Raw genomic sequence first — 23,340 nt, 5'->3', positions numbered from 1 at the left:
TTGCCACACAAAGGAAAACAGGGTGTGAGGATTTTGTCCTCTCACCTTGTAGCCCGTGGGGAACAGCGATTTTCCCCTCTATTCAAAAAACTTTTTTAATTTTTCTTTGAGCCTGTCCATTCGCCTGTAAACAGCCTTCTCGGTTATGTTGAGAGAGTGGGCTATTTCACGGGTGGAATAGCCTTGTATCTTCAGCAAGGCGATTTGCAGGGTCAGCTTGTCCACCTTAATCAAAATCTGATAGAGCTGCTGATTTTCGATACTATCCAGAAAGTCCTCAACTGTCTTGATTTCGGGCTGCTGCGTATCATCAGCAACTCCCTCAAGGTATGTACCCGCTTCCTGCATACGCTGATAGTACCGCCTGTCTGAATTGAAAATCGCCCAATCGTGAGTACGGAGCGTTTCAATGGTACTTTCATCAACGCCGAGCTTCCTTAACTGTTTTTCTTCGGCTTCTTTCCAGAGCCGCCATTTCTTTTCTTCTTTGGCTTTATTGTAAGCCATACCGTTTTACCTCCAATCTGAATTTTTGAAAAATCCAGATTGAAGGGCGGCGAACGGCAACCAACACCAGATATAGGCTTGTCCTTTATTCCGACAAATAACGACAAAAGAAAAACCGCAAAGGCTGTCATACCTTTGCGGTTATAAGCAATATAAGCTCTATTATGTAGATATATAGCTTCTACTTTAGGGGCGTAATAGTACCACGAATAACTTAGGATTTTTTTAACAGGTTATCCTCACTTATTCGTGATGCTATGTAAGTAACTGCTGCTTCTGATAAGCAGCAAGGCGCTCAGGGCAGACCAGCGCATAAAAAATCCCTCCAAACTCAAAACGGGTTTAGAGGGCTGTGATATTTTGTTCAGGCGTGACAGAGCAGCCCACCAAAGCACCGTTTTTTTTATTTGGTGGGCTTGCCACAATTATAGCTTGTAAAATATGACTACTTACCGTCCGTTAAGATGACCTCTGCTTCTTCTTGGGTGATTGCATTACATTCAACCATTTTTGATAGAACAATTTTCATACGGCTATATGCCAATTCGGGATTGGTGCTTGGAGAATAGGCAGAAGGCGCATTAGGCAAACCTGCTAACATTATGGCTTCGTAATCACTTAATTCAGATGGCTGCTTTCCGAAATATCCTTTTGCGGCGTCATAAATTCCGTAATATCCGTCGCCAAAATAGATTGTGTTTACATACAACTCGAATATTTCTTGTTTAGAGCAATACTTTTCCAACTCTATAGCTGTGAATATCTCCGCAAATTTTCTTTCGAGCTTCTTTTCCTGCGTATAGTATTGATTTTTAGCTATTTGCTGTGTAATTGTGCTTCCGCCTTCTACAAAAGACATAGCTTTAATATCATTCCAAACTGCACGGCCAATGGCGATAAAATCTACTCCGCAATGGCTTTCAAATCTTTTATCTTCAACCGAAATTACAGCATCTATATAAATTGTCGGCAATTCTTCATATTCGACAAAATTTTCTCTGCTTTGAATAGAGGACACCATTTGGGGAATGGGACACGCTGTTACGGCATCTCGATACATTGAGTACCCTTTGATGCCAAATACAAGAAATACAACAGCGATAATGCAAAACAGGGCTGCAAACAAACGAAGCACAAATTTCTTTATAAGACTTTTTGGTTTCCTTTTCATTTGACAGCTCCTTTCGCATTACATTCAATGATTGCATTTATTCGGCTCTTTCAATTTGCTTGAATATTCCGTTAAAAAGTTAGTTGCTTCCTCTTTGGAAAACCCAAGACTCATCATATTGCTCAAATAGGAAATACAAAGCTCCCGTACCTTTTCATCTCTCGCTTGCAAGACATACTGTTCGTTATCAATTACAGAATAATGTCCGTTTCTGGAAGAAACAATCAAACCGCTTTGACAAAGGCGCATATATGCCCTCATTACAGTATTGGGACTGATTTTTAACATTTTTGCCATTACACGAATAGAGGGCAGTTCCTCTCCCGCAGAAAGCTGCGTACTTAAAATTGCACACTCTATTTTCTTTATAAGCTGTAAATAGATAGGCTCTATATCGTGAAAAGCCCATTCACTATAAATCATCTTTTTCTCCTTTTTCACACCAGCAAATAATGTGGTCAGCAAAAGTCCAAATAAAATGGATTATTACCACAAGTATGCCTATGGGTATCAGCAGTAACCCTATAAAAGTCAAGCTGATACCCAACACCGCATACCGAAAAACGGTTTTGTATTTTTTATTCCTGCACATCTTTAACCGTTAATTCGAGATTTCCGCTAAAATCATCGCCCCTCAGCACAATGTAGTTATCTCCTGAGCCGAGCGTAAATTTATAAGTATCGTCTGCGCTTTCTTCACAAATGATATGTTCCTCACCAGAACTCAGCCAATAGAGGGTGGCTTTTCCAGATTTAACTGTCAGCGAATAAGTTGCTTCCAGATTGCTTCCGTTTTCCCGTTCTAAAGCTGTACCGCCGAAAATAAACTCCTCGCCGTTAAAACCATCATACGAGGCGGTGTAACTGCCTGTATATTGGTCGATGTCGTTTTCCCTTTCGCCTTGAAGATTTTTATCTTTTGTAACGGCGTGTTTACTGAAAGACTCCAGCCAATTATTAAATCCGTTCACCAGATTGTCTTTCAGATTTCCTTCATCATTGTTAGAGCTACAGCCTGCAAAGCAAAGCACCATACAAAGTGCCAAAGATAAAGCAACAAGAGATTTTACCTTTTTCATTTGAAAGCCCTCCCATTAAGAAAACTTCGTAACAGCCATTAAGATAAAGACAATTACGCCGAATACGGCATAAAGGCTATTTATGACCAAATCAACTTTCATCAGGTTGTTCTGCACCTTAGCTTTCGCATAAGAAACAATGGTAAAAATCCCACTGAAAATCATAAATGCGGCATAGCAGGAAATCATTATTTCTGCAACAGGCGACTCCAAGGCCCAATCGAAAGCTCGCAAAGGTAAAATAGTCCACGGGACAAAAAGCATAATGGTACTAATAGCGGTCAAGATTTTGTTTTTCATAATAGTTTTATCTCCTTTCTGCCTGCCCAAAACGGAAGCAGGAAATGCACAAGCAAACAACGGTGATGGCGATTGCCACGGGTATCCACGGGAAAAACTCTACCTGTGAAGTCGTAAGGTTTGTCGCAAGTTTTCCGTATTCTGAAGTGATAACGAAAAACGGATATGACATCGGGTACGCAAACCACGCTTTTGTGTTAATCATCAGAACTGACGGTACAATGGAAGCTAATCCAATACCGATGGAAAAAATCGGGGTCTGAATACATACCGCAAGCAACCAGAAAAACGCCAGCATTGGTATGGTCGAAGCAGCTATAAAGCCAACTTCTTTGAAAACAAATAGCGGGGACAAAATAAAATTGTAATCCTGCGTCCCTGTTACGATGGCGGCGCTAATGTAGTACATTCCAACCATCATCAAAATTTGCGATGCGGCTAAAGCAAGCAGCACAACAAACTTTGCCAAGCAGAGTTTGACGGTGCTTATGGGTAAAGCAAGCATCTTTAAGATACCTTTGTTTGTTCTTTCGGTTTGACTCAAAAGAACAGTACCCACTACCATACTTGCAGGGAACATAAACCACGCCATTCCCATAAAGCCCTGAATGAAAAAATTGTTTTCTGGAGAAATTCCTTCTGCCTGCATATTGAAATTCATATCGGCATTGAGTATTGATGGTATCCAGAGAATGAGCGTCGCAGCAAACAATATTAGAAATATCTTTGAGCGTTTTATTTTCTTAAACTCAACGCCGACGAGAGATAAAAAACTCATTCAAACGACCTCCTAACCTTTATAAATACAAGCTCCGCAATGCCGATAACAACGATTTCAGCAATCGCCGCATAAACATAGTGCATTGCCTGTGCCATTTCCGTATTCACAAAGACTTGAAATGGAGTGGCAAAAGGAAAAAGAGAAAGCATAAAGTTGTTTGTCGGCAGCATTGTCGCAGTAAACACGCACACAACGCCAATCCCCAGAGATACCCACATATTTTTACAAGCCGATGAAATCAACAGTGATAACAGTACACACGGCAACATCAGTAAAAATGAATATCCGAAGTTCTTACCTAATTCCAGCCAAAAATCATTTCCAATTTCAAACCAGTGCGAAACGCAAAACGCAATCGAAGCGGCTTCAATGGCAAGTACAACCACGCTCATAATCGAGGTCAAAACAAATTTCCCAAAGAAAATGGAACTTTCTCTGATAGGAAGTGACTTCATTTTCTGCATTGCGTTATCGGCAAACTCTGTATGATACAACAGGCAGCTTCCCGCAACAACAAGCAGAATGTTAAGCATCGCCATCATTTGCCAATTTGTTCCCATTAGAATTTGCATCGGGGAGCTTTGTTGTCCGACATACATTTCGGAACGGACTGCCATATTGACAATCGGAACAGCCGCCGCCAAAATGCCGCCGCATAAAAATGCGGGGATAAATCCTGTTCGCTTTGCTTTTTTACATTCCAGAGATAGACTCATTTTACTGCTCCTCTCTGGCGGTTGTCTGCGTCAATCAAAGCAAGGAATGTATCTTCCAAGTTGTCGGTAGGATACCCTTGTGCGGCGGCACCGCTTCTGAGCTGTTCAAGCGTTCCCTCAAACAGCAAACGCCCGTGATTTAAGATGCCGACTGTATCCGCCATTAGTTCAACTTCCGACAGCAGATGTGATGATACAAACACCGTACAGTTAAATTTTTCGGGCAGAGAACGGATAAGCGTTCTTATCTCGTGAATGCCCACAGGATCAAGTCCATTGGTCGGTTCGTCCAAAATCAAAATCGGCGGCTGACCGATTAAAGCACTTGCAAGTCCTAACCTCTGCTTCATTCCGAGGGAATATTTCTTTGCAAGACGCTTCCTGAATTGTGTAAGCCCTACGATTTCCAGTGCTTCAGACACAGAGGACTTCGGCAGTCCTAATATCTTGCGGATAATTTCCAAGTTTTCTTCACCACTTAAATTCCCGTAAAAAGCAGGGGCTTCAATGAATGAGCCAACTTCCTTCAGAATTTCTACTCTTGCTTCAGGGTACTTTTTCCCATCAATGGTAAACGAGCCGCTTGTAGGTTTTGTAAGCCCCAAAAACATCTTCATTGTTGTAGATTTTCCTGCACCGTTCGGGCCGAGAAAGCCATATACAGCTCCTTTGGGAATATGCAGATTGACATTTGATACGGCTGTAAAATCAGCGTATGATTTTGTCAAATTTTGAGTTTCAATGATATTCATAGTGTTTTGCTCCTTTCTCATCATTGCAAGCTCATTCTAACTTGCCAACCTTGTGATAACCTTCTCCCTACCTTACATTTACCTTACTTTTTAATTGCACACTAAAAAGAAGCGCTTATTTGTGTTATAATGAGATACACAAAGGGGGCGTTAAAATGGATTTTGACTACTTAAAGCAAAAACGCATCTTGCTTGTTGACGACGAGCAGGAGCTTTTAGATATGGTTTCTTCCATCTTTACAAACGAGGGCTTTTGCAATGTAAAAACTGCAAAAACGGTTAAAGAAGCACTTTGTATAGCTGAGACATTTCAGCCAGAGCTTGCAATTCTTGATGTAATGCTGCCTGATGGCAATGGCTTTGACCTTATGAAGCAATTAAAAAACAAGTCTGATTATCCTGTACTGTTTTTAACTGCTCGTGGAGAAGATGAAGATAAATTCCGTGGATTTGGACTCGGCGCTGATGATTATATTGTTAAGCCGTTCTTGCCCAAAGAGCTTATCTATCGAGTAAACGCCATTCTCCGCAGAAGTTATAAAGGCGAAAATCCGATTGTCAAGCTGTCGGGCAGCGAGATAGATTTTGACCGTGCCGAAGTCATAAAAAATGGAGAACATATTGCGCTCACGGCAAAAGAGCACGATATACTTGCGGCATTATACCGAAACGCAGGGCGCATTGTTACACTTGATGCCTTATGCGAAGCGGCTTGGGGTGACAATCCGTATGGGTATGAAAACTCTCTAATGGCACATATTCGCCGCATTCGTGAAAAGATTGAAGTCAATCCTTCGCAGCCTGTTTCTCTGATAACAATTAAGGGATTGGGATATAAGCTCATCGTGGGGGACAAATAATATGAAAAGCGTACCAAAGCTAATCAAACGCTTTGTGGGAATTTTGATGTTAAGTTCGCTTTTAATTCTTGTTATAAATTTTGCCGTCTTAGCAATCATAACTGCCACACAAGCACCAAATGGCTCTCCGTGGACTACGGCAGAGCAAGCCGCAGAAAGTATGGAAAAATCAGAGCAAGGCTATAAGATGTCTGATGAAATGATTGAGGAGCTGAACGCTCAGAATGTGTGGGCTGTTTACATTGATAACGCAACGGGAGAATGCGTCTGGCATTCGGACAATCTTCCCGATACTGTTCCTCTGGAATATACAGCTTCCGATATTGCCAATACCACCCGTGGATATATTGACGGATACCCAACCTTCACAGGCGAAGGCGAAGATGGGCTGATTATTCTTGGGTATCCAAGAGACAGCTACTGGAAACATATGTGGCCGAGTTGGGATTATCAATTTATTGCCAACTTGCCCAAAACCATTCTCATTGTTTTAGCTCTGAATGTTTTAATCATTTTTCTTATTTATATGGCAGCGAACACTAAGCTACTGAAGTCTGTAAAGCCTATAACGGACGGCATTCAGGCATTGCACACAGGGCAACCTGTTGTGCTTAAGGAAAAAGGCGTACTCTCAGAAATAGCTGCAAACATCAATCAAACTTCTGAGGTGCTTCAAAGCCAGAATTATCAGCTTAAGAAAAAAGAAACAGCAAGAGCAAATTGGATTGCAGGAGTATCTCACGATATACGCACACCTCTTTCAATGGTTATGGGTTATGCAAGTCAGTTGGAAAGCAACAAACAATTGCCAGAAGAAGAACGGCAAAAGGCTGCGGTTATTGTTAAGCAGAGCCAACGAATGAAAAACCTCATAAACGACCTTAACCTTGCTTCAAAATTGGAGTATAATATGCAGCCTACACATATTGCGCAGGTTAATCTTATTTCTGTTGTTCGGCAGGTAGTGGTAGATTTCATCAACTTGGATATTAGCGGTAAATATCCTATTGAGTGGCTTACCGACAGTAACTTGAATACCGTTATCATAAATGCCGATAAAGATTTGATAAAAAGAGCTGTCAGCAATTTGATACAAAACAGCATAAACCATAATGAAAATGGTTGCACTATTTATGTTGCTGTCAAGGAAGAACACGGTAAAGTCTGCAAGATAGTTGTTTCAGATAATGGAGTAGGGGCTACAGACGAACAAATCGACAAGCTGAATAATTCCCCTCACTATATGGTTTGTGATGAAAATACATCAGAGCAACGCCACGGCTTAGGCTTGCTGATTGTGAAACAAATTGCTGCTGCTCACAAAGGAACAGTAGAAATAAGACACAGCGAATACGGTGGGCTTGAAGTCGAAATATGCTTACCTGTGTAATTTATTAAACTAAAATATAGAGCCAATGAATTCTTTGTTCACTGACTCTATATTTTTTTGTTTCGCCACACAAAGGAAAACAGGGTGTGGGGATTTTGTCCTCTCACCCTGTAGCCCGTGGGGAACTGCGTTTTTTCCCTCTACTCAAAACAGTTTTTTATTTTTTCTTTGAGCCTATCCATTCGCCTGTAAACAGCTTTCTCCGTAATGCTGAGAGAGTGAGCTATTTCGCAGGTAGAATAGCCTTGTATTTTCATCAAGGCGATTTGCAGGGTCAGCTTGTCCACCTTAATCAAAATCTGATAGAGCTGCTGATTTTCGATACTGTTCAGAAAGTCCTCAACCGTCTTTATTTCGGGCTGCTGCGTATCATCGGCAACTCCATCAAGATATGTACCCGCTTCCTGCATACGCTGATAGTACCGCCTGTCTGAATTGAAAATCGCCCAATCGTGAGTGCGGAGCGTTTCGATGGTACTTTCGTCAACTCCGAGCTTCCTTAACTGTTTTTCTTCGGCTTCTTTCCAGAGCCGCCATTTCTTTTCTTCTCTGGCTTTGTTGTAAGCCATACCGTTTTACCTCCAATCTGAATTTTTTTGAAAAATCCAGATTGAAAGGCGGCGAACGGCAACCAACGCCAGATGTGGTCTTGTTTTTTGTTACGACAAATAACGACAAACAAAAAACCGCAAAGGTAGTCAGACCTTTGCGGTTATAGGCAATATAAACTCTATTATGTAGATATTTGACTTCTACTTCAAGGGCGTAAGAGTGCCACAGGCAACTGAGGATTTTTTTAACAGGTTATCCTCACTTAATCGTGATACTATGTAAGATAATTGCTGTTTCTGATAAGCAGCAAGGTGCTTAGGGCAGACCAGCACAAAAAAATCCCTCCAAACTCAAAACGGGTTTAGAGGGCGTTGATAATTTTGTTCGGGCGTGACAGAACAGCCCACCAAAGCACCGTTTTTTTTATTTGGTGGGCTTATCCAAATATAAGAGAAAGAGCCGATGCCTGTGATTACTCACAAGGTCATCGGCTCTGCGTCTATGCGTCTGGCTCTTTGATGACGGTTATTTGTAAATGCCTTGCTTCAATTAGCGTTTCTTGTTTACACTTCGGACAGTAAAGGGGATAGTTTATCAAAACTGTATCTTCTCTAAGCCTGTCACGGGTTTTATTCCCGCAAACAGGACATAGTATCCATTCTGTATTCATAGTTTTATCTTTCTCTATACTTATCCGTTTAATTAGCAGCAATTTGCAAATCGCCTTTCCTCAATCGAAATATCACATCAGCCTGTTTTGCAAGCTCGTTCGAGTGAGTCACGATAACGACGCACTTGTTCATCTGATGAGCGCACTCCTTTAGGATAGCGGTTACATCGGCTGCGGTATCTTCGTCAAGATTTCCCGTCGGCTCATCAGCAAGGATAACTTTTGCGTCAGAAGCTAATGCACGGGCAATCGCCACACGCTGCTGTTGACCGCCTGATAATTTCAGCACATTCCTTTTACTTTCCTCATCTGTAAGTCCGACACGCTCCAAAATAGGAAGTGGCGGCAATTTAGAAGTGAGAGCGACATTCTCTTTTGGTGTTAGATAGTCAATCAGGTTGTAGCTTTGGAAAATAAACGCTATATTGTTTTTACGGTGGGCGGAAAGCCCCATTTTCTCAATATCCTGTCCGTCATACAAAATCTGCCCATTTGTGGGACTATCCAAGCCTCCCATCAAAGAAAGCAATGTTGTTTTTCCACACCCTGACGGACCGAGGATAGCGTACATTTTTCCTTCCTCAACGGAAAGGTTTATACCTTTTAACACCTTTTTCTTATTTTCATAGGCATACACAACATTTTTTAATTCCATAATATTCATACTGATTACCTCATTTCTTTTTGTGTAGTTATATCAGCTCAAAGTTACTCCATCTGCGACAGTATTTGTTTCGGCTTAAAGCGCAGGGCGGGTATGCAGGATACGATTACTGCTATAATCAGCAGGATACCTCCTACAACTGCCACCAAAGCGAAATGCTGCGGTGTAACAACTACATTCTCCGCCGCCTTTCCAAAGAGAGTACCAATCGCTCCTGCAACCTGCCTACTGGATAAGTAAGCAAGAGGGAATGCGACAACCGCTATCAAAGCGGTTTCAAGTATATACTGTAAGATTACAGAGGGCTTTGCGATACCTACAGCAAGCAAAATACCCATTTCTCTTTTTCTGCTCCGTACAGACATCGACAAAATCAGGATAATCAACACCATACTTACCACTGTGATAACAATGATAAGTGTAGTAATCAGTGTTCCAGTATCAGAAAGGGAACTGGAAATATTTTGATACACCTCATCATTGGAAGTTATCTTATAATTGTTCCAGTTGACAGAGGAAATGCCCTGTACTTCTTTGATAACGCTGTCTAACTGTGCGGCGTCTGAAACATAGTAATATGCTTCTGAAATGCCGTCGCCGTCTTCGCCCCAACCTTTTATCAAGCCTTTCGCTGCTTCCATACTGCAAAAAACATAGTTGGAATAGTCATAGTAAGATGAGTCATCATACATATTAACTGCATCGTCCTTGTCAGCTACAATGTCGAAAAGACCGACAATTTCCATATCTACTGCAGGAGTATTGTTCTCAGGATAATAAATACCCGTTACGGTATCTCCGACTTTCAAATTGTTCCTGTCTGCAAGCTCCTTGCTGATGATAACACCATTCGACATATCATCTGTGATATGTTTTCCTTCTACCAATTCAAAACGCCCAGATAAAAACAGTTCGTGATATTGAGAATTGTAAGAGCCATAGCAATAGTAGCTATAATTTTCTACTGTTACAAAAGCCTCTCCCTTATCATTAAAGAAACGGGGTAAGGTTATCAGAGAAGCGTCGTAGCCAGCAATACCATCGACTGCGGCAATCTCTTTTATCATATCGTCCGTCATAAATTCCTGCGTACTATAACCACTCGTCCAACCGCCAGTAGATATGTCACGCTCCACCGTAAAACTTGCTCCCGTTGTCCCACGCACTTCCTCTGTCTGTTCTTCTTGTGCATCAGCGATAGCAAGACCTGACAGTACCAGCGTTGTAATGGAAAGAAGCAGACAAAATATGAGCAGCGTCTTTTTCCATTTTCGGGTTGTATATAGAATTGCTCTTATTCCTAAATTCATTATGCCTGACCTCCTTTATTCCATCTGTGAGAGTATTTGTTTCGGCTTAAAGCGCAGGGCGGGTATGCAGGATACGATTACTGCTATAATCAGCAGGATACTTCCTACAACTGCCACCAGAGCAAAGTGCTGCGATGTAACAACAACATTCTCTGCCGCCTTTCCAAAGAGAGTACCAAGCGTTCCCGCTACCTGACGACTTGACAGATATGCAAGAGGAAATGCAACAACCGCTATCAGCGCAGTTTCAAGCACATACTGTAAGATAACCGAGGGCTTTGCGATACCGACAGCAAGCAAAATACCCATTTCTCTTTTCCTGCTCCGTACAGACATCGACAAAATCAGGATAATCAACACCATACTCACAACTGTGATGACGATGATAAGCGTAGTAATCAAAGTCCCAGTATCAGAAAGAGAACTGGAAATGTTTTGATAGACTTCATCGTTGGCAGTGATATTAAAATTGTTCCAGTTGATAGATGAAATCTTTTTCACTTCTTCAATTACATTGTCTAATTGTGCAGCGTCTGAAACATAAAAATATGCTTCTTCAATTTCATCATCTCCCCATCCTTCAACCATCTTATCCATTGCTCCCATACTGCAAAAAGTGTAATCAGAATAATCAAAGTAGGATGAAGCGTCATACATATTTACTTGGTCATCTTTGTCTGCTACCACATCAAAAATACCGACCAGCTCCATTTCTACCTCTGGGGTATTATTCTCTGGATAGCATACACCAGTTATCATATCGCCTATTTTCAGCCCATTATCTTCAGCAAGTTCACGACTAATGATAATACCATTGGTCATCTCGTCTGTGATATGAGAGCCTTCGACTAATTCAAATCTTCCAGACAAAAACAGTTCGCTGTATTCAGAGTTGAGCGTACCATAAGTAAAAAAGCTGTAAATTGTTGCAGGTAATGCTTTTCCCGTTTCGTCATAAAAAAACGGCATTAAAATAAACGAAGCATCATATCCAGCTATTCCGTCCACTGACGCAATTTCTTTAATCATATCTTCAGAAATAAATTCTTGTGTACTATAAGTGCCATCGCTGCCATTAGACCAACCGCCTGTGGATAAATTCCTTTCCACCGTGAAACTTGCTCCCGTTGTCCCACGGACTTCCTCTGCTTGTTCTTCTTGTGCATCAGCGATAGCAAGACCTGACAGCGTTAGAGTTGTAATGGAAAGAAGCAGGCAGAATATAAGCAGCGTCTTTTTCCACTTTCGGACAGTATATAAAATCGCTCTTATTCCTAAATTCATTGTGAGCCTCCTAACTCATTTGCGATAAAATATTCTTTGGTTTCATTTTCATAATCGGATATGCGGCAAGTGCAGTGGAAGCCAGACAAAGCACCAATCCAAAGCCCCATACAAGCGCATAGTCCTCTGCTGAAACATCTACGACAATTTCAGATAATCCCAAGTCCTCGGCGGACGGTTGCTCTGTATTTTCCGCTTCATCGGTAAGCTCAACCGTTTCATAGGTTTCTGCTGTAACCTGTGAGAGAAGCCTACTACCAATCTGGTCGGAAATTGCCGAGCTTGCTCCATAAGAAATAAGCAAGGCTGCTACAGCCACAATCAGAACTTCCAATAAATACTGCATCAGCACAGCACCTTTTGAAATCCCCATTGCCAGATAAACGCCCGTTTCGTGGATACGCCCACGCAGCCGCAAAGTCAGGAACAGGGCAAGTACCAAAAAGCAGATGACAGATACAACCGCTATGGCAATAAAAACGATATTCTGCAAGCCTGCAAGCGACTCTTTTGCGTTTTGGTAGTCGTTATCATAGCGGGTCAGCGTACAGTTGTCCCAATTCACACCTTCAATTTCCTCAACTTCTGTCATAATGCGGTCAAGCTCGTCAGGGTCATTCACATAGAAATCCCCATACTGTACACTCGTTTCTCCATCTGTCCCATAGAGCAGATAAGACACAGTAGAGAGGTCAGTAAACACAATGTTATCGTATAAATCATAAGACGGAGCGATACCGATAGAGTCCTGCTCCTTTGTGTTCGTAAAAATCCCTGCCACGGTTGCACTAATACTGCGGTTTTCGTCTGTGACATCTGTAAGCCGCATAGTGTCGCCCACAGACAGACCGTTTCGCTCGGCAAATTTTTCGTGGATAAGTACACTGTTTTTATTTGCTGATGTAATGGCAGTCCCTTTTACCAACTCAAAGCCGCCATCTGTAAAATAACTGTCGTTGTCTGAATTCGTATTTGCCACGATTCGCCCTGCATTTTCATAGCCTTCAGGGACTTGCGCCGCATCTTCCGTGTTAATTGCGAGAGGTTTTCCGTCTGCATCAGAATAATTTGCGTAAGAATAAGAACGAAGCGTGTAATTGCCACTCAATCCGTCTATGGATAAAATCTGATTTAGAGTATCTTCTGTAATACCCGTTTGAAGCTGCTTCGCATTGATAGTAAAGTATCCCATCAGCGCCTTTTTAATATTAGCGTTTGCTGTTTCTGTTGCAGACTGAATAGAAAGACAGGTCAGCATCAGCGTTGCCATTACAAGTAAAAAGGCAAGCAGCGTTGCTGTTTTTCCTTTCTTTCGCACTAAGTACAGACACGCCCTTTTTGCTAAATTCATTTTTCAGCCACCTCGTTTTTTCTGTGATGAATACTGCTTTGTATATAAGTCACTTTTGCACCTCCTGTTTTTCATATCGTTGTGTGCGCTCAGGTCTGACTGAGGACATCATAAAAATACGAAAGAAAAATGGAGTTGAGGTGGAGTTGAGGAGTATTTTAGGTGGAGCAGTCATTCAATGAAAAACCGAGAGGCTTTCACAAGGAAAACCTCTCGGTTATATAAAGAGATATTGAGATTTAGTGTGGAGCAAAGATTTTCATTTATTTAGATAATGTTGTTCCGCTATATCGAAAATCGCCGTAAACCGTACACCATTTTCTGTATTCTCCATTTTATGTGAGATGCCGTGATGGTCGAGTATTGTTTTTGTAATATACAGTCCCAAGCCACTACCCCCGCTATTCCGATTGCGGGATTTATCTACCCGATAAAAAGGTACAAATATTTGTTTCAAATCTTCCTCTGCTATATGAACGCCTGTATTTTCCACAGAAAAAACTCCGTTTTTTAATGAAACAGTTATAACAGCACCCATCGGAGAGTAAGCAATCGCATTGCTGATAACATTGGAAAACACCTTTTCGAGCAGCCGTCCGTCGCCCTCATAATGAAAGTCTGGCTGTATCTCCATATTCAGCTTCATTTCTTTATCCTCAATCCTGCCGCTATTATTTCGGCAAACCTTTTGAAGCATCTGACTGATATTCAAGTCAGAACGCACAAGCTGAAAATCGCTTCCACCCATTCTTGCCGCCGATAGAATTTCTTTTACGATATGTTCCATATCATTGACAGTTTTCAGACAATGGCGCAAATAAGTATCTCTGTCTTTATATTCACCGACCTTGTATATCATACCTTCCAGTTCGCCCTTGATGATTGCGATAGGAGTTTTAAGCTCGTGGGAAACAGAAGTAAAAAAGTCAACTCGTTGTTTTTCCTGTTCTCGTTCCTTTTCAATATCCTGCTGTAGCTGCTCATTTGCTGTTTTCAGACTATCTAATGCAACACTTAACCGACCTGACATTTCATTCAAGCTGGCTGCTAAAACTCCAATTTCATCTTGCCGTTTCACATCGCACTTCCAAGTCATATCAAGCCTTGTCATTCGTTTCGCAACGCTGCAAATATCCACCAACGGTTTTGAAAAATAGCGGGAGCAGACGAAAGCACCGATAACGGAAATGAAAAGTATCATAGCTGCGATAAATGGCAGGAGCTTTATCAAAATATCATAGGACTGGCTTACCGCTACAAGGGAAACGATAGCAGAAAGCTGGTAAGTCCGTCCGCCCTGTACGAAAGTTGCCGAGCAGCTCATCGACGGTGAAGATGATGAAGCAATTTCTCCGTCCTCCATATTTGCAAAATTCACAGAGAATACATTGTTATTATTTTCATCATTGATTTTAACGGTGGCATTGTTCTTCATAGAAAACTCAAGTAGGCTGTCAGAGCTTGCTTCCCAACCGTCCCTTTCCAACATCTCAACCATATTATAAAAGTCTGCCGAAACCTGATGTTCAAGCTCTGTCTGATAATTTTTCGGCAGGAATATCATTACCATACTGTAGATGATGATACAGCAGCCGATGAGCAGTACCATCATACTGATAAAAGTTTTTGCCTGAATACTTTTGCTAATTCTCTTTTTCAATTTTATATCCCACCCCTCTGATTGTATCTATGTAGTCCACACCCAATTTTCTGCGGATATTTTTGATGTGTGTATTCACAATCTTAGCATCTCCAAAGTAGTCATAGCCCCAGATAGTATTCAGCAGGTTGTCCCTTGTAAAAACACGCCCTTGATTTTCCAATAACAGCTTCAATATTTCAAATTCTCGTGTTGTGAGAGAAATGTTTTCTCCATTCACAAGTACAGTAAAGCTGTCGATGTCTAAGGAAATGTTTTTGTAGTGTATTACTGTGTTCTCAGTCTGGTTTCCCTGCTCCGTGCGGCGCAATACGGCTTCAATCCGACGCATGACAAGGGGCATCGTAAATGGTTTGGTAATATAATCGTCTGCCAGTGCATCAAAACCTTTTATCTGGCTGTCATCATCGTCCCGTGCGGTCAACATAATAACAGGTATACTGCTTTCTTTTCTAATCAATTCGCAGACTGCAAAACCGTCGATTTTCGGCAGCATCAGGTCAAGCAGCACTAAATCGGGGCTGCACTTATGGAATTGTTCAATTCCTTCAAGTCCGTCATCTGCTAAAACTGTGGTATATCCTGCGTCCTCAAGGAAGGCTTTAATAATATTTTGTATGGCTTTTTCGTCCTCTATAATTAAAATTGTTTTCGACACGATAAACACCTCCGACTATAGTTTATCAAGGGAAAGTGGAGTTGAGGTGGAGTTGGAAGATTTTTTATGCTTCCTTTTTCGGGCATCAGAAGGTTTTTTTGCGTTTTTCGGAATAAGCCATACACGATTTATATTCATAGCGCCGTCAATACGATTTTCCTTACAAAACCGTTGCACCCACCTGAGAGATACTTCCCACTTTTCGGCAGCTTCCTGTGCGGTCATATAATCAAACATTTTAGCCCTCCTAAATGGTTATCGGTGTTGCATACATTATAGCCGTTTGAACGAACTGTATCAAGTGTGTAAATGTGAATTTTTAACTCCATTCACAGGAAGTGAAATATCTTATAATCGGCATTTTCACATCGTTTAATAAGAAGCCACATATCCATACAATATAAGGGAAAGATATATTGAAGCAAGGTGGTGAGCTTATGGACGAGAGAAACAACGATTTTGATTTCGATTTTATGCCGATAGGACAGGCGATTAAGAAAGCCCGTGAAGCAAAAGGAATGACGAGAGAGCAGCTTTCTGAAATAATCGGCTACGCTCCCAGACACATTCAAGCCATTGAAAATGAGGGAAAATATCCAAGCATCGAGCTGTTTATCCAACTTATTCAAATGTTTGATGTTTCGGTTGATGAGTATATATTTCCTGACAAAGAAGTCAAAAAGAGTTCCGTCCGCAGACGCTTAGACGCACAGCTCGATAAATCAGACGATAAAGAACTGTCCGTGATTGAAGCGACTGTAAACGGTCTATGTAAGGCAAAAGAGCCAGAGGAGTAACCTCTGGTTTTCTTTTGCCCATTTTTAATAAGCGGGAATACCGTAGCCATAGATAACGCTGCTGCCGATAGCATAGCTGTTCTGTCGGCAAGCATCTCCAGAATTACCCTCAACCGTATAGACAGTCCCGTTTTCTACACGCTCTACAATCCCTACATGGTCTGTAAGACCATCACCTTCCCAGTCAAAGAAGATAATGTGTCCTGCTTCTGGCGTAAAGCCGCCGTCCTGCCATTGTCCTCTGTCCATAAACCATTCAGAGCCTTGTATGCAGCCTGCAAACTTTGGGATAACGCCGTTTTCAATATAACCGCACTCGTTAGCGCACCACGAAACGAAGCAGGCGCACCACTCGACACGGGAGCTGAAGCCGTACCACGACCAATAGGGCTGACCGCCTATATTACCGACCTGCGATAGAGCCACGGTCACGATTTCGCCGTCGCCTACAGATATACCGTAAAGCACCTGCGACCATAGCGAATTGTTTTCATCGGCAAGTAATTCGGATAACATCTGCCTTTGCTCATCGTCAAAACCGCATTGGTCTGCCATTTCCTCGGCGGTTTTGTGGCTGACTGTGATATACAGGTAAGTCCGTGTCTGGGTGGTTTCGGTCTGGACGATATTCCCGTGACCGTCATCGGTTTCGGTTATCACGGTTTCAGTCTTGCTTTCCGTTCTGGAGCTGATTTCGTTCATTTCCCAGAAGATGTCCGTTAATAGCTGCTTTTTATTATCGTCCATTGTCGCCACTTCCTGCGGATTGTCTGGATCGGTAGTAGTCTTGACCGAGTAAACCGCAAGCACCTCTTTCCAGACGGCACGGCTTCCTGACATCTCCAGAACATCATAGGCATTATCGTTTTTGATTTCATCAAGGCGGCTGTCATATTCGGTATTGATTTCCCTCACCACGGTCTGCATCGTCATTCCGCTGCCTGAGTCTTCGCCCGCAAAAAAGATACCGAACACCGAGCCTACAAGCATACCGATAAGGCAGATGACCAAAATCACAACAACCGCAATCCAACCGCCCGCCGCAATCGCCGCAATCAGCGCCTTTGTTCCTGCGATAATCGCCTTGACCGCCGCCGCAGTCGCTTTGACCGCAGCTTTTACAGCAGCAATCGTAGCCCTTGCCGTGACTCTGGCTGCCTGTGCAGCTCTTTGAGCCGCTTTTACGGAAGCCTTTGCCGCCGTCTGTGTCGCTTTAGCAGTATGCTCGGCAGTTTTTATCGCCGCCTTTGAGGTCGCCTGTGCGGTTTTTACGGATTTTTGCGTAGTCTTTACTGTACCTCTGGCGGCTGTTTTTATTGTCTTTTTTCCGCTTCGGGCAGTCTGCGTTATGGTCTTTTCCGCTTGATTTGCGCCCTTGACCGCCTTATCTGCGGAACGGCTGACGGTACTGCGGTAGGTCTGTACGCTGTTTCCAGACATACGCTTCTCAGCGGCTTTAGCGGCTCGTTTCTGTTTGAAATCGGCTATTTTATCCTTTGCCTTAACGATATTGTCCTTTGTGGTTTTTACCGCCTTTTGACCTTGCTTATTGAACTGATGAACGCCCTCATTTGTAATGCGCTCTGAAGCCGCCGAAACTCTGTCGGCGGCATACTCGGTAGCGGAGCCTTCCTCAGCGTAATAGCCTTGCTCTGCCTTGTCCTTTATTTTGGAATAAGCCGACTTCATACGCTCGGAAGCTACCGCAGCCTTGTCAATGGTCTTAATCGTACCCTTGACCGCATCTCTGGTTTTTATATCAGCCATAGATAACCTCCTTCCCCAGAAGATTTGCAGTCAAAATTAAGCTGTCTTTTTTGCGACCACCACAAGCCTGCCGTTCTGCGCCGAGTATTCACAGGTAGAGAGTGTGATGAGCCTGTCGCCGTATTCTGCGTTTACGCCTGTTTCATACAATGCAAGCTCCTTGCATTTTTCAATGTAGGCGTTAAACTCGTCCTCGTTTTCCGCATCGACAAAATCATAGTAGCGGAAGCCCTGAGAGCTGTACGCCACAGTCTTAAAGACAGCGACAATCTCATATTCGCCACGCTCCGTAAGGGTATCAAACTGAATGGTCTTGTGTTCCTCATAGAAGCTCTGGGACTTGTAATCCTCCAAAGCTCCGAACATCTTGCCGCCCGTAATGTGATGACCGTAGATAACAAGGTTATCGCTGCCTGCAAGGTCGCAGTTTTCCTGAATATACGGCGTTCCCAAGTCGCTGTATTCTTTATCAAAGTTGCGTTTCAGATAGTAGTTCGGCGCATTCGGCGTCTGCATCACGGGGTAATTGACGGTTGTGCCTACAATGGAAAGCCAGCCGACCATATCCGTGTTTTTCAAAAACAGTTCGCCGTACTCTGCAAGGACATTTTCTTCCTCAGTCAAGGGGACTTCTGGGGCGTTACTGTCCTCTGTCTGAGCCTGCTCTACGATTTCGGCAATATTCTCAAAGGCTTCGGTCTGTTCAGCTTCATCGGCATAATGGTCGTAAATGTGATAGCCGCAAAAAGCCGCCGTACCTAAAAGGCACACGGCGGCAATCAGACAAATTTGCTTTTTATATTTTTTCATAAACATATCCTTTCTTTTTTTGCAAAGAATAACGCTCGCTTTGTAAAAAGCGAGCGTTACGATTGCCGTATTTGTTTAGATTTAGATACAGAATGTGGCGTAAAGAGGGACAATCTTTTTGTTATCCTCAAAACCAAAGTTCTTTGCTGAGAGCTTAATCGCATAGGCGGGCTTGTAGGTTTCCATATATACCTTTAAGCTCTTTGCCCGTGTGTTATCGGCAGACTTGACCTCGATAGGAATAAGCTGACCGTCACGCTGAATGACAAAATCAATCTCAGCCCCACGCTCAGACTCCCAATAGTAGGTCTTATACCCGTTTGCGGTAAGCTGCACATTGACATAGTTTTCTGCCATACCGCCCTTAAAATCATTGATTTCCTCAACCATATAGAGAACATCATTCGCTGCCAAATCTTTTTTAGCGCAAAGCAAACCCAAATCAGATACATAGATTTTGAAAGCGTCAATATTACGATAGTTCTCAAGGGGCTTTTTTACCTGCTCCACTTTGTAAACCTGTGAAACGATACCTGACAGACAAAGCCATTCGATTGCGTTTTCAAACTCGGAAGCTCTGCCGCCTTTTTTAATCAGTTTATATTGGAAACGGGTGTTTTTCTTGGAAAGCTGCACGGTGATGTTATCATAAGCAAGCCTTGTTTTTTTGATTTCATTCAGATTGTTATACTTGCTCATATCATTGAGATAGCTTGCCAAAATCGTATCCTGCGTGTGGCGCACAAGGATATAGTCCTTTGTTTCCACAAACTGCATCACACATTCAGGCATACCGCCCACAATAAGATATTGACGGTAAAGCTGCATTGCCGCATCGTGCAAAGCAGAGGGCAAAGGTTTATCCTCTGCAAAGCACTTCTTAATCTGTTCTACAAGGGCGCTTTCGCCGCAGGCTATCATAAATTCCTCCATATCCATAGGATAGAGGGTTTTCATATCCACCTTACCCACGGGAAAAGAAAACTTTGCTCTGTTCACCGCAACACCGAGCAGGCTTCCTGCTACGATGATATGATAATCAGGTGCGTCCTCGCAAAAATATTTCAGACTTGTCAAGGCTCTTTCGCAAAGCTGCACTTCGTCAAATACAATCAGCGTTTTCTCCTTTACTATCGTTTGCCCTGCAATATGCGATAAAATGGGTATCAGATAATCGGGGCTGATGTTTTCCTCAAAAGTTTCATTCAGCTTGGGATTGGTTTCAAAATTGAAATACGCCACATTTTCATAACAGGTACGACCAAACTCTAAAATGGAATAAGTTTTTCCGACCTGCCTTGCTCCCTGCAAAATCAGGGGCTTACGGTGTTCGCTATCTTTCCACGCTTCTAAAAAGCTCATTATTTTTCGATACATAGCCAGACCTCCTTTAAGGTGCTGAACATAGTATATCACATATTCGTGTAAATATCAATGACTTTTACGCAAATTATCACACTAAATTACACGAACATTTTTGAGTTTGATTGGTTTTTCGACACGAACACCGTCAAGCCCTCTTTTTTACACCTCCCCGAATTTGGTAGTCATCAGCTTGTAAAGCTCGGTATTGCGTGGGAACTTGTTGACGAACGGCACAAGGGAGCTACCGACTTTGAGCAAGCCCTGACCTGCACCGACATTCGTGATATAACTCATCTGAAGGTCAGAGATGTTAAGCAATTTGGCAAGCTCGAACTTATCGGTCGAACTCTGATTTAACATAATGATAAATTCACTATTGGCAAGCATCGTCCTCGCCGTATGGCTCTGCAAAAGGTCGTCCACATTTTGCGTAATACCCGTACAGTACGCACCGTACTTACGCACACGCTTCCAGAGAGTAAAGAGGAAGTTTGCCGAGTATTCGTGTTGGAACAGCAAATAGATTTCATCAATGAAAATAAATGTGTTTCTGCCTTTTGCTCTGTTCTGGGTAATACGGTTTAAGATACTGTCGAGAACGACAAGCATACCGATGGGCTGTAACTGCTTGCCTAAATCCAGAATGTCATAACAGATAAGGCGGCTGTGCGTATCCACATTGGTGTGCTTTGCAAAGGTATTCAGAGAGCCGTCCGTAAACAGCTCGATAGCAAGGGCGATTTCTTTCGCTTCTGGCTCGTCCTGCTTTAACAGTTCCTCACGGAAGTCCTGTAAGGTGGGCGGTACTCCCTGATAATTGCCTTGCTGATAGTGGCGGTACACGCTTGCCGTACAACGGTCAATAATCGACTTTTGTTTTGCACCCAGACTTGCGCCACCGATGAGCTGCTCGCACAAAGATAAAATAAACTCCGATTTCAAAATGACGGGGTTTGCGCCGTCACCGTAATCGGAGTTCATATCCATAGCGTTGATATGGTTTTCGCTCGTTGCCGAGATGTGAATAACCTCGCCCTGCATAGCCTTTACAAGCGGCGAATATTCTCGCTCAGGGTCAATGATAATAACATCGGCATTAGGGTCTGTGAGAATAATATTTGTCATTTCTTCTTTCGCCGTAAAGGATTTTCCTGCTCCAGACACACCGAGAATAAAAGAGTTGCCGTTGAGCAAATAGCGGCGGTTAGCAATAATCATATTTTTGCTGATAACATTTTGACCGTAGTAAACGCCGTTTTCGTGGTGAATTTCCTGTACTCTGAAAGGAATAAATACCGCAAGACTTTCCGTTGTAAGAGTACGCATTGCATTGATTTTGCGAACACCAAACGGCAGGGCGGTATTCAGTCCGTCCATCTGCTGATATTTCAGCACCGCAAACTGACACAGGTGCTTTCTGGCAGTTGTGAGCAGAGCTTCGGTGTCATTGTCAAGCTGTTCCTTTGTTTCAGCCGTATGCACCATTGTCAAAACCGCAAACATCATTCTTTGGTCACGGGTTGTCAAATCGTCCAAGAACTCCTTGCTTTCTTTGCGCTGCTGTTCAAGGTCGTAAGGAATGACCGCCGAAAAATTGTTGTTCTGATTTTGTTTACGCTGCCAATTCGTGATATTGGTTTCCACGCCGAGCAGTCTGTTTTCGACCTCACGCACGGCTTCGTCTGTGGGTACGGGGATAATGTCAATGGACATCATCATATTGCGGTTAAGCTCGCAAAGCTCCGCCATCATACTATCCTTAATATATGCTGCATATTCACGCAGGAAAATCACACGCCCATATCTATCACCCATACGAAAGTAGTCTTTTTCAAACTCAAAGGTATCTGGGCAAATGAAATCCTTAAAATCGTGACCTTTACGCATTGTCTGCTTCAGGTCAAAATAGAACGCCGTTTCCTCACCTGTGCGATAGAAGTCGTGGAAGATACGGAGTTTTTCTTCCGCTTCAAGCTCTACGCATTTTGAGCCGAGCCGTGCGAAATGGGAAATCAAATCAGCTCCCACACGGGCAAAATAGTTCCTTGCTTCCTCGATATTCTTTTTGCATACGGAAACCGTTACATACTTATCCTGTACGATAGAATTAGCCCCCGTTACTTTATCAAGCAGCATTTTATTGTATTCTTTACGGTAATTATCCAATCCGTCCTCTGCCATAGGAATTAAAATGGTCTGTTCAAAGTCCGTTTTATTAAGGCGGCGGTTGTTGACCGTGATTTTTGTAGTTGCTCCGCTGTCGAGAGCGTTTAGCAGCTCTGAGTATTCAAGAAACATCGCCTCTTTGTCCTCACGGCTTGCCACGGAATAGTTTATATCCTCAAACTTAAATGTCTTTGCGTATTTGTTGTTGCCGACAAGAAAAATGCCGTCCTCCCAGATAGTCTTAATCGGAATAATCGCCTGTACCGATTTGGGAATGACAAACTTTTCCTTATCCTGCTTAAATAGAGTTTTAAGAGTTTTCAGCATTCTTTACCTCCTTGCTGCGCTTTGCTTTTTTTGATTTTTTCGCCACGGGGCAAATGCCTTTTTCGTGGTTTTGAATTGTGGTTTTCAGCGTTTCATAGTAGAGATTGTCGGGGTTAAACATCAGCTTTTTCGGCATCAAAAACTCCGACTTAATCCACGCCCATACAAATTGCTCTGCGGTCATACCGTTGTACTTAACAAAGCCCATTACCGCAAAGGGAGCAGCACCGAGAATACACACCCAACTGAGGGTTTCTGTCCCGAAGTACGGGCGGAGAATAAAATACAGTCCAACCGCCACACCGCAGGCAAGTAAAGAAAAAATGAACTGTCTGAGCGACAGTCCAAAGAACATACTCTCCGTGTAATTACGGATTTCCTTATTTATCTTGACTTCCAAAAG

The 23,340-nt window shown here is 42.7% G+C and carries 25 protein-coding genes; 3 read left to right on the top strand and 22 right to left on the bottom strand.

Annotation, left to right across the window (positions count from 1 at the left end; translation table 11 throughout):
- Positions 1-78: 78 nt before the first annotated feature.
- From B5F08_RS00975 to B5F08_RS00940, 8 genes are all read right to left on the bottom strand, one after another.
- Positions 79-507, bottom strand: coding sequence for an ECF-type sigma factor (locus B5F08_RS00975; RefSeq protein WP_087375962.1), 429 nt, complete (start codon positions 505-507; stop codon positions 79-81).
- 445 nt (positions 508-952) lie between these two features.
- Positions 953-1,678 carry a transglycosylase domain-containing protein gene (locus B5F08_RS00970; RefSeq protein WP_087375961.1) on the bottom strand — a complete coding sequence of 242 codons (726 nt, stop codon included), beginning with the start codon at positions 1,676-1,678 and terminating at the stop codon, positions 953-955.
- Between the two features lie 24 nt (positions 1,679-1,702).
- Entirely contained in the window at positions 1,703-2,101 is a 399-nt protein-coding gene (locus B5F08_RS00965) for a GntR family transcriptional regulator (protein ID WP_087375960.1), read from the bottom strand.
- A gap of 155 nt (positions 2,102-2,256) precedes the next feature.
- Complete coding sequence (locus B5F08_RS00960) at positions 2,257-2,757, bottom strand: hypothetical protein (protein ID WP_087375959.1); 501 nt, start codon at positions 2,755-2,757, stop codon at positions 2,257-2,259.
- Between the two features lie 15 nt (positions 2,758-2,772).
- Positions 2,773-3,057 (bottom strand): hypothetical protein, encoded by a 285-nt coding sequence (locus B5F08_RS00955; protein ID WP_087375958.1) that lies wholly within the window; start codon positions 3,055-3,057, stop codon positions 2,773-2,775.
- Positions 3,058-3,064: 7 nt separating this feature from the next.
- The gene (locus B5F08_RS00950) at positions 3,065-3,835 is read right to left on the bottom strand and encodes an ABC transporter permease (protein ID WP_087375957.1); all 771 of its coding nucleotides are present in this window, start codon (positions 3,833-3,835) and stop codon (positions 3,065-3,067) included.
- Complete coding sequence (locus B5F08_RS00945; protein WP_087375956.1) at positions 3,832-4,554, bottom strand: ABC transporter permease; 723 nt, start codon at positions 4,552-4,554, stop codon at positions 3,832-3,834. The genes B5F08_RS00950 and B5F08_RS00945 overlap by 4 nt, the downstream gene beginning before the upstream one ends.
- Complete coding sequence (locus B5F08_RS00940) at positions 4,551-5,306, bottom strand: ABC transporter ATP-binding protein (protein ID WP_087375955.1); 756 nt, start codon at positions 5,304-5,306, stop codon at positions 4,551-4,553. Before B5F08_RS00940 ends, B5F08_RS00945 begins: the two co-directional genes overlap by 4 nt.
- 155 nt (positions 5,307-5,461) lie before the next feature.
- On the opposite strand from B5F08_RS00940, the gene B5F08_RS00935 reads away from it, so the two are divergent.
- Both B5F08_RS00935 and B5F08_RS00930 read left to right on the top strand, forming a co-directional pair.
- Positions 5,462-6,166, top strand: a complete 705-nt coding sequence (locus B5F08_RS00935) for a response regulator transcription factor (protein ID WP_087375954.1) — start codon at positions 5,462-5,464, stop codon at positions 6,164-6,166.
- A gap of 1 nt (position 6,167) precedes the next feature.
- Positions 6,168-7,556: a sensor histidine kinase gene (locus B5F08_RS00930; RefSeq protein ID WP_087375953.1), complete on the top strand. Its 1,389-nt coding sequence runs from the start codon at positions 6,168-6,170 to the stop codon at positions 7,554-7,556.
- 140 nt (positions 7,557-7,696) lie between these two features.
- On the opposite strand, the gene B5F08_RS00925 is transcribed toward B5F08_RS00930, so the two are convergent.
- From B5F08_RS00925 to B5F08_RS00880, 9 genes are all read right to left on the bottom strand, one after another.
- On the bottom strand, positions 7,697-8,125 hold the full coding sequence (locus B5F08_RS00925; RefSeq protein ID WP_087375952.1) for an ECF-type sigma factor: 429 nt from the start codon (positions 8,123-8,125) through the stop codon (positions 7,697-7,699).
- Between the two features lie 482 nt (positions 8,126-8,607).
- Complete coding sequence (locus B5F08_RS00915) at positions 8,608-8,778, bottom strand: cysteine-rich KTR domain-containing protein (RefSeq protein WP_087376004.1); 171 nt, start codon at positions 8,776-8,778, stop codon at positions 8,608-8,610.
- A 28-nt stretch (positions 8,779-8,806) separates the two neighbouring features.
- Positions 8,807-9,442 carry an ABC transporter ATP-binding protein gene (locus B5F08_RS00910; RefSeq protein WP_087375951.1) on the bottom strand — a complete coding sequence of 212 codons (636 nt, stop codon included), beginning with the start codon at positions 9,440-9,442 and terminating at the stop codon, positions 8,807-8,809.
- Between the two features lie 44 nt (positions 9,443-9,486).
- On the bottom strand, positions 9,487-10,752 hold the full coding sequence (locus tag B5F08_RS00905) for an ABC transporter permease (RefSeq protein ID WP_087375950.1): 1,266 nt from the start codon (positions 10,750-10,752) through the stop codon (positions 9,487-9,489).
- Between the two features lie 15 nt (positions 10,753-10,767).
- Positions 10,768-12,036, bottom strand: a complete 1,269-nt coding sequence (locus B5F08_RS00900; protein WP_087375949.1) for an ABC transporter permease — start codon at positions 12,034-12,036, stop codon at positions 10,768-10,770.
- Positions 12,037-12,046: 10 nt separating this feature from the next.
- On the bottom strand, positions 12,047-13,387 hold the full coding sequence (locus tag B5F08_RS00895; protein ID WP_087375948.1) for an ABC transporter permease: 1,341 nt from the start codon (positions 13,385-13,387) through the stop codon (positions 12,047-12,049).
- Positions 13,388-13,646: 259 nt separating this feature from the next.
- On the bottom strand, positions 13,647-15,047 hold the full coding sequence (locus tag B5F08_RS00890; protein ID WP_204245143.1) for a sensor histidine kinase: 1,401 nt from the start codon (positions 15,045-15,047) through the stop codon (positions 13,647-13,649).
- A complete protein-coding gene (locus B5F08_RS00885) occupies positions 15,031-15,705 on the bottom strand; it encodes a response regulator transcription factor (RefSeq protein ID WP_087375947.1) in 675 nt (224 codons plus the stop codon). Before B5F08_RS00885 ends, B5F08_RS00890 begins: the two co-directional genes overlap by 17 nt.
- 15 nt (positions 15,706-15,720) lie before the next feature.
- Positions 15,721-15,942, bottom strand: coding sequence for a helix-turn-helix domain-containing protein (locus tag B5F08_RS00880; RefSeq protein WP_087375946.1), 222 nt, complete (start codon positions 15,940-15,942; stop codon positions 15,721-15,723).
- A gap of 200 nt (positions 15,943-16,142) precedes the next feature.
- Between B5F08_RS00880 and B5F08_RS00875 the strand changes: the two genes are divergently transcribed.
- Positions 16,143-16,502 carry a helix-turn-helix transcriptional regulator gene (locus B5F08_RS00875; RefSeq protein WP_087375945.1) on the top strand — a complete coding sequence of 120 codons (360 nt, stop codon included), beginning with the start codon at positions 16,143-16,145 and terminating at the stop codon, positions 16,500-16,502.
- A gap of 24 nt (positions 16,503-16,526) precedes the next feature.
- On the opposite strand, the gene B5F08_RS00870 is transcribed toward B5F08_RS00875, so the two are convergent.
- The 5 genes from B5F08_RS00870 to B5F08_RS00850 all read right to left on the bottom strand — a co-directional run bounded on the left by B5F08_RS00870 (position 16,527) and on the right by B5F08_RS00850 (position 23,337).
- On the bottom strand, positions 16,527-18,269 hold the full coding sequence (locus tag B5F08_RS00870) for a CHAP domain-containing protein (protein ID WP_087375944.1): 1,743 nt from the start codon (positions 18,267-18,269) through the stop codon (positions 16,527-16,529).
- Between the two features lie 36 nt (positions 18,270-18,305).
- A complete protein-coding gene (gene srtB / locus B5F08_RS00865) occupies positions 18,306-19,079 on the bottom strand; it encodes a class B sortase (RefSeq protein WP_087375943.1) in 774 nt (257 codons plus the stop codon).
- Positions 19,080-19,160: 81 nt separating this feature from the next.
- Complete coding sequence (locus B5F08_RS00860) at positions 19,161-20,456, bottom strand: ATP-binding protein (protein ID WP_087375942.1); 1,296 nt, start codon at positions 20,454-20,456, stop codon at positions 19,161-19,163.
- A 147-nt stretch (positions 20,457-20,603) separates the two neighbouring features.
- Entirely contained in the window at positions 20,604-22,937 is a 2,334-nt protein-coding gene (locus tag B5F08_RS00855; RefSeq protein ID WP_087375941.1) for a VirB4-like conjugal transfer ATPase, CD1110 family, read from the bottom strand.
- Positions 22,921-23,337 carry a PrgI family protein gene (locus tag B5F08_RS00850; RefSeq protein ID WP_087375940.1) on the bottom strand — a complete coding sequence of 139 codons (417 nt, stop codon included), beginning with the start codon at positions 23,335-23,337 and terminating at the stop codon, positions 22,921-22,923. Before B5F08_RS00850 ends, B5F08_RS00855 begins: the two co-directional genes overlap by 17 nt.
- Positions 23,338-23,340: the final 3 nt, after the last annotated feature.

Source organism: Anaeromassilibacillus sp. An172 (genome assembly GCF_002160515.1).
In the GTDB taxonomy this organism is placed as follows: Bacteria; Bacillota; Clostridia; order Oscillospirales; family Acutalibacteraceae; genus Limousia; species Limousia pullorum.
The sequence above is the reverse complement of the archived record's forward strand: the minus strand, read 5'-3'. Positions and strand labels throughout refer to the sequence as shown.

What these genes read in the sequence shown, in the direction of transcription:
- B5F08_RS00915 (WP_087376004.1), bottom strand. Translation starts at nt 8,778, where the DNA reads ATGAATACAGAATGGATACTATGTCCTGTTTGCGGGAATAAAACCCGT.
- B5F08_RS00900 (WP_087375949.1), bottom strand. Translation starts at nt 12,036, where the DNA reads ATGAATTTAGGAATAAGAGCGATTTTATATACTGTCCGAAAGTGGAAA.
- B5F08_RS00960 (WP_087375959.1), bottom strand. Translation starts at nt 2,757, where the DNA reads ATGAAAAAGGTAAAATCTCTTGTTGCTTTATCTTTGGCACTTTGTATG.
- B5F08_RS00945 (WP_087375956.1), bottom strand. Translation starts at nt 4,554, where the DNA reads ATGAGTCTATCTCTGGAATGTAAAAAAGCAAAGCGAACAGGATTTATC.
- B5F08_RS00880 (WP_087375946.1), bottom strand. Translation starts at nt 15,942, where the DNA reads ATGTTTGATTATATGACCGCACAGGAAGCTGCCGAAAAGTGGGAAGTA.
- B5F08_RS00965 (WP_087375960.1), bottom strand. Translation starts at nt 2,101, where the DNA reads ATGATTTATAGTGAATGGGCTTTTCACGATATAGAGCCTATCTATTTA.
- srtB (WP_087375943.1), bottom strand. Translation starts at nt 19,079, where the DNA reads ATGAAAAAATATAAAAAGCAAATTTGTCTGATTGCCGCCGTGTGCCTT.
- B5F08_RS00895 (WP_087375948.1), bottom strand. Translation starts at nt 13,387, where the DNA reads ATGAATTTAGCAAAAAGGGCGTGTCTGTACTTAGTGCGAAAGAAAGGA.
- B5F08_RS00970 (WP_087375961.1), bottom strand. Translation starts at nt 1,678, where the DNA reads ATGAAAAGGAAACCAAAAAGTCTTATAAAGAAATTTGTGCTTCGTTTG.
- B5F08_RS00860 (WP_087375942.1), bottom strand. Translation starts at nt 20,456, where the DNA reads ATGTATCGAAAAATAATGAGCTTTTTAGAAGCGTGGAAAGATAGCGAA.
- B5F08_RS00940 (WP_087375955.1), bottom strand. Translation starts at nt 5,306, where the DNA reads ATGAATATCATTGAAACTCAAAATTTGACAAAATCATACGCTGATTTT.
- B5F08_RS00875 (WP_087375945.1), top strand. Translation starts at nt 16,143, where the DNA reads ATGGACGAGAGAAACAACGATTTTGATTTCGATTTTATGCCGATAGGA.
- B5F08_RS00930 (WP_087375953.1), top strand. Translation starts at nt 6,168, where the DNA reads ATGAAAAGCGTACCAAAGCTAATCAAACGCTTTGTGGGAATTTTGATG.
- B5F08_RS00935 (WP_087375954.1), top strand. Translation starts at nt 5,462, where the DNA reads ATGGATTTTGACTACTTAAAGCAAAAACGCATCTTGCTTGTTGACGAC.
- B5F08_RS00870 (WP_087375944.1), bottom strand. Translation starts at nt 18,269, where the DNA reads ATGGCTGATATAAAAACCAGAGATGCGGTCAAGGGTACGATTAAGACC.
- B5F08_RS00955 (WP_087375958.1), bottom strand. Translation starts at nt 3,057, where the DNA reads ATGAAAAACAAAATCTTGACCGCTATTAGTACCATTATGCTTTTTGTC.
- B5F08_RS00855 (WP_087375941.1), bottom strand. Translation starts at nt 22,937, where the DNA reads ATGCTGAAAACTCTTAAAACTCTATTTAAGCAGGATAAGGAAAAGTTT.
- B5F08_RS00925 (WP_087375952.1), bottom strand. Translation starts at nt 8,125, where the DNA reads ATGGCTTACAACAAAGCCAGAGAAGAAAAGAAATGGCGGCTCTGGAAA.
- B5F08_RS00905 (WP_087375950.1), bottom strand. Translation starts at nt 10,752, where the DNA reads ATGAATTTAGGAATAAGAGCAATTCTATATACAACCCGAAAATGGAAA.
- B5F08_RS00950 (WP_087375957.1), bottom strand. Translation starts at nt 3,835, where the DNA reads ATGAGTTTTTTATCTCTCGTCGGCGTTGAGTTTAAGAAAATAAAACGC.
- B5F08_RS00975 (WP_087375962.1), bottom strand. Translation starts at nt 507, where the DNA reads ATGGCTTACAATAAAGCCAAAGAAGAAAAGAAATGGCGGCTCTGGAAA.
- B5F08_RS00910 (WP_087375951.1), bottom strand. Translation starts at nt 9,442, where the DNA reads ATGAATATTATGGAATTAAAAAATGTTGTGTATGCCTATGAAAATAAG.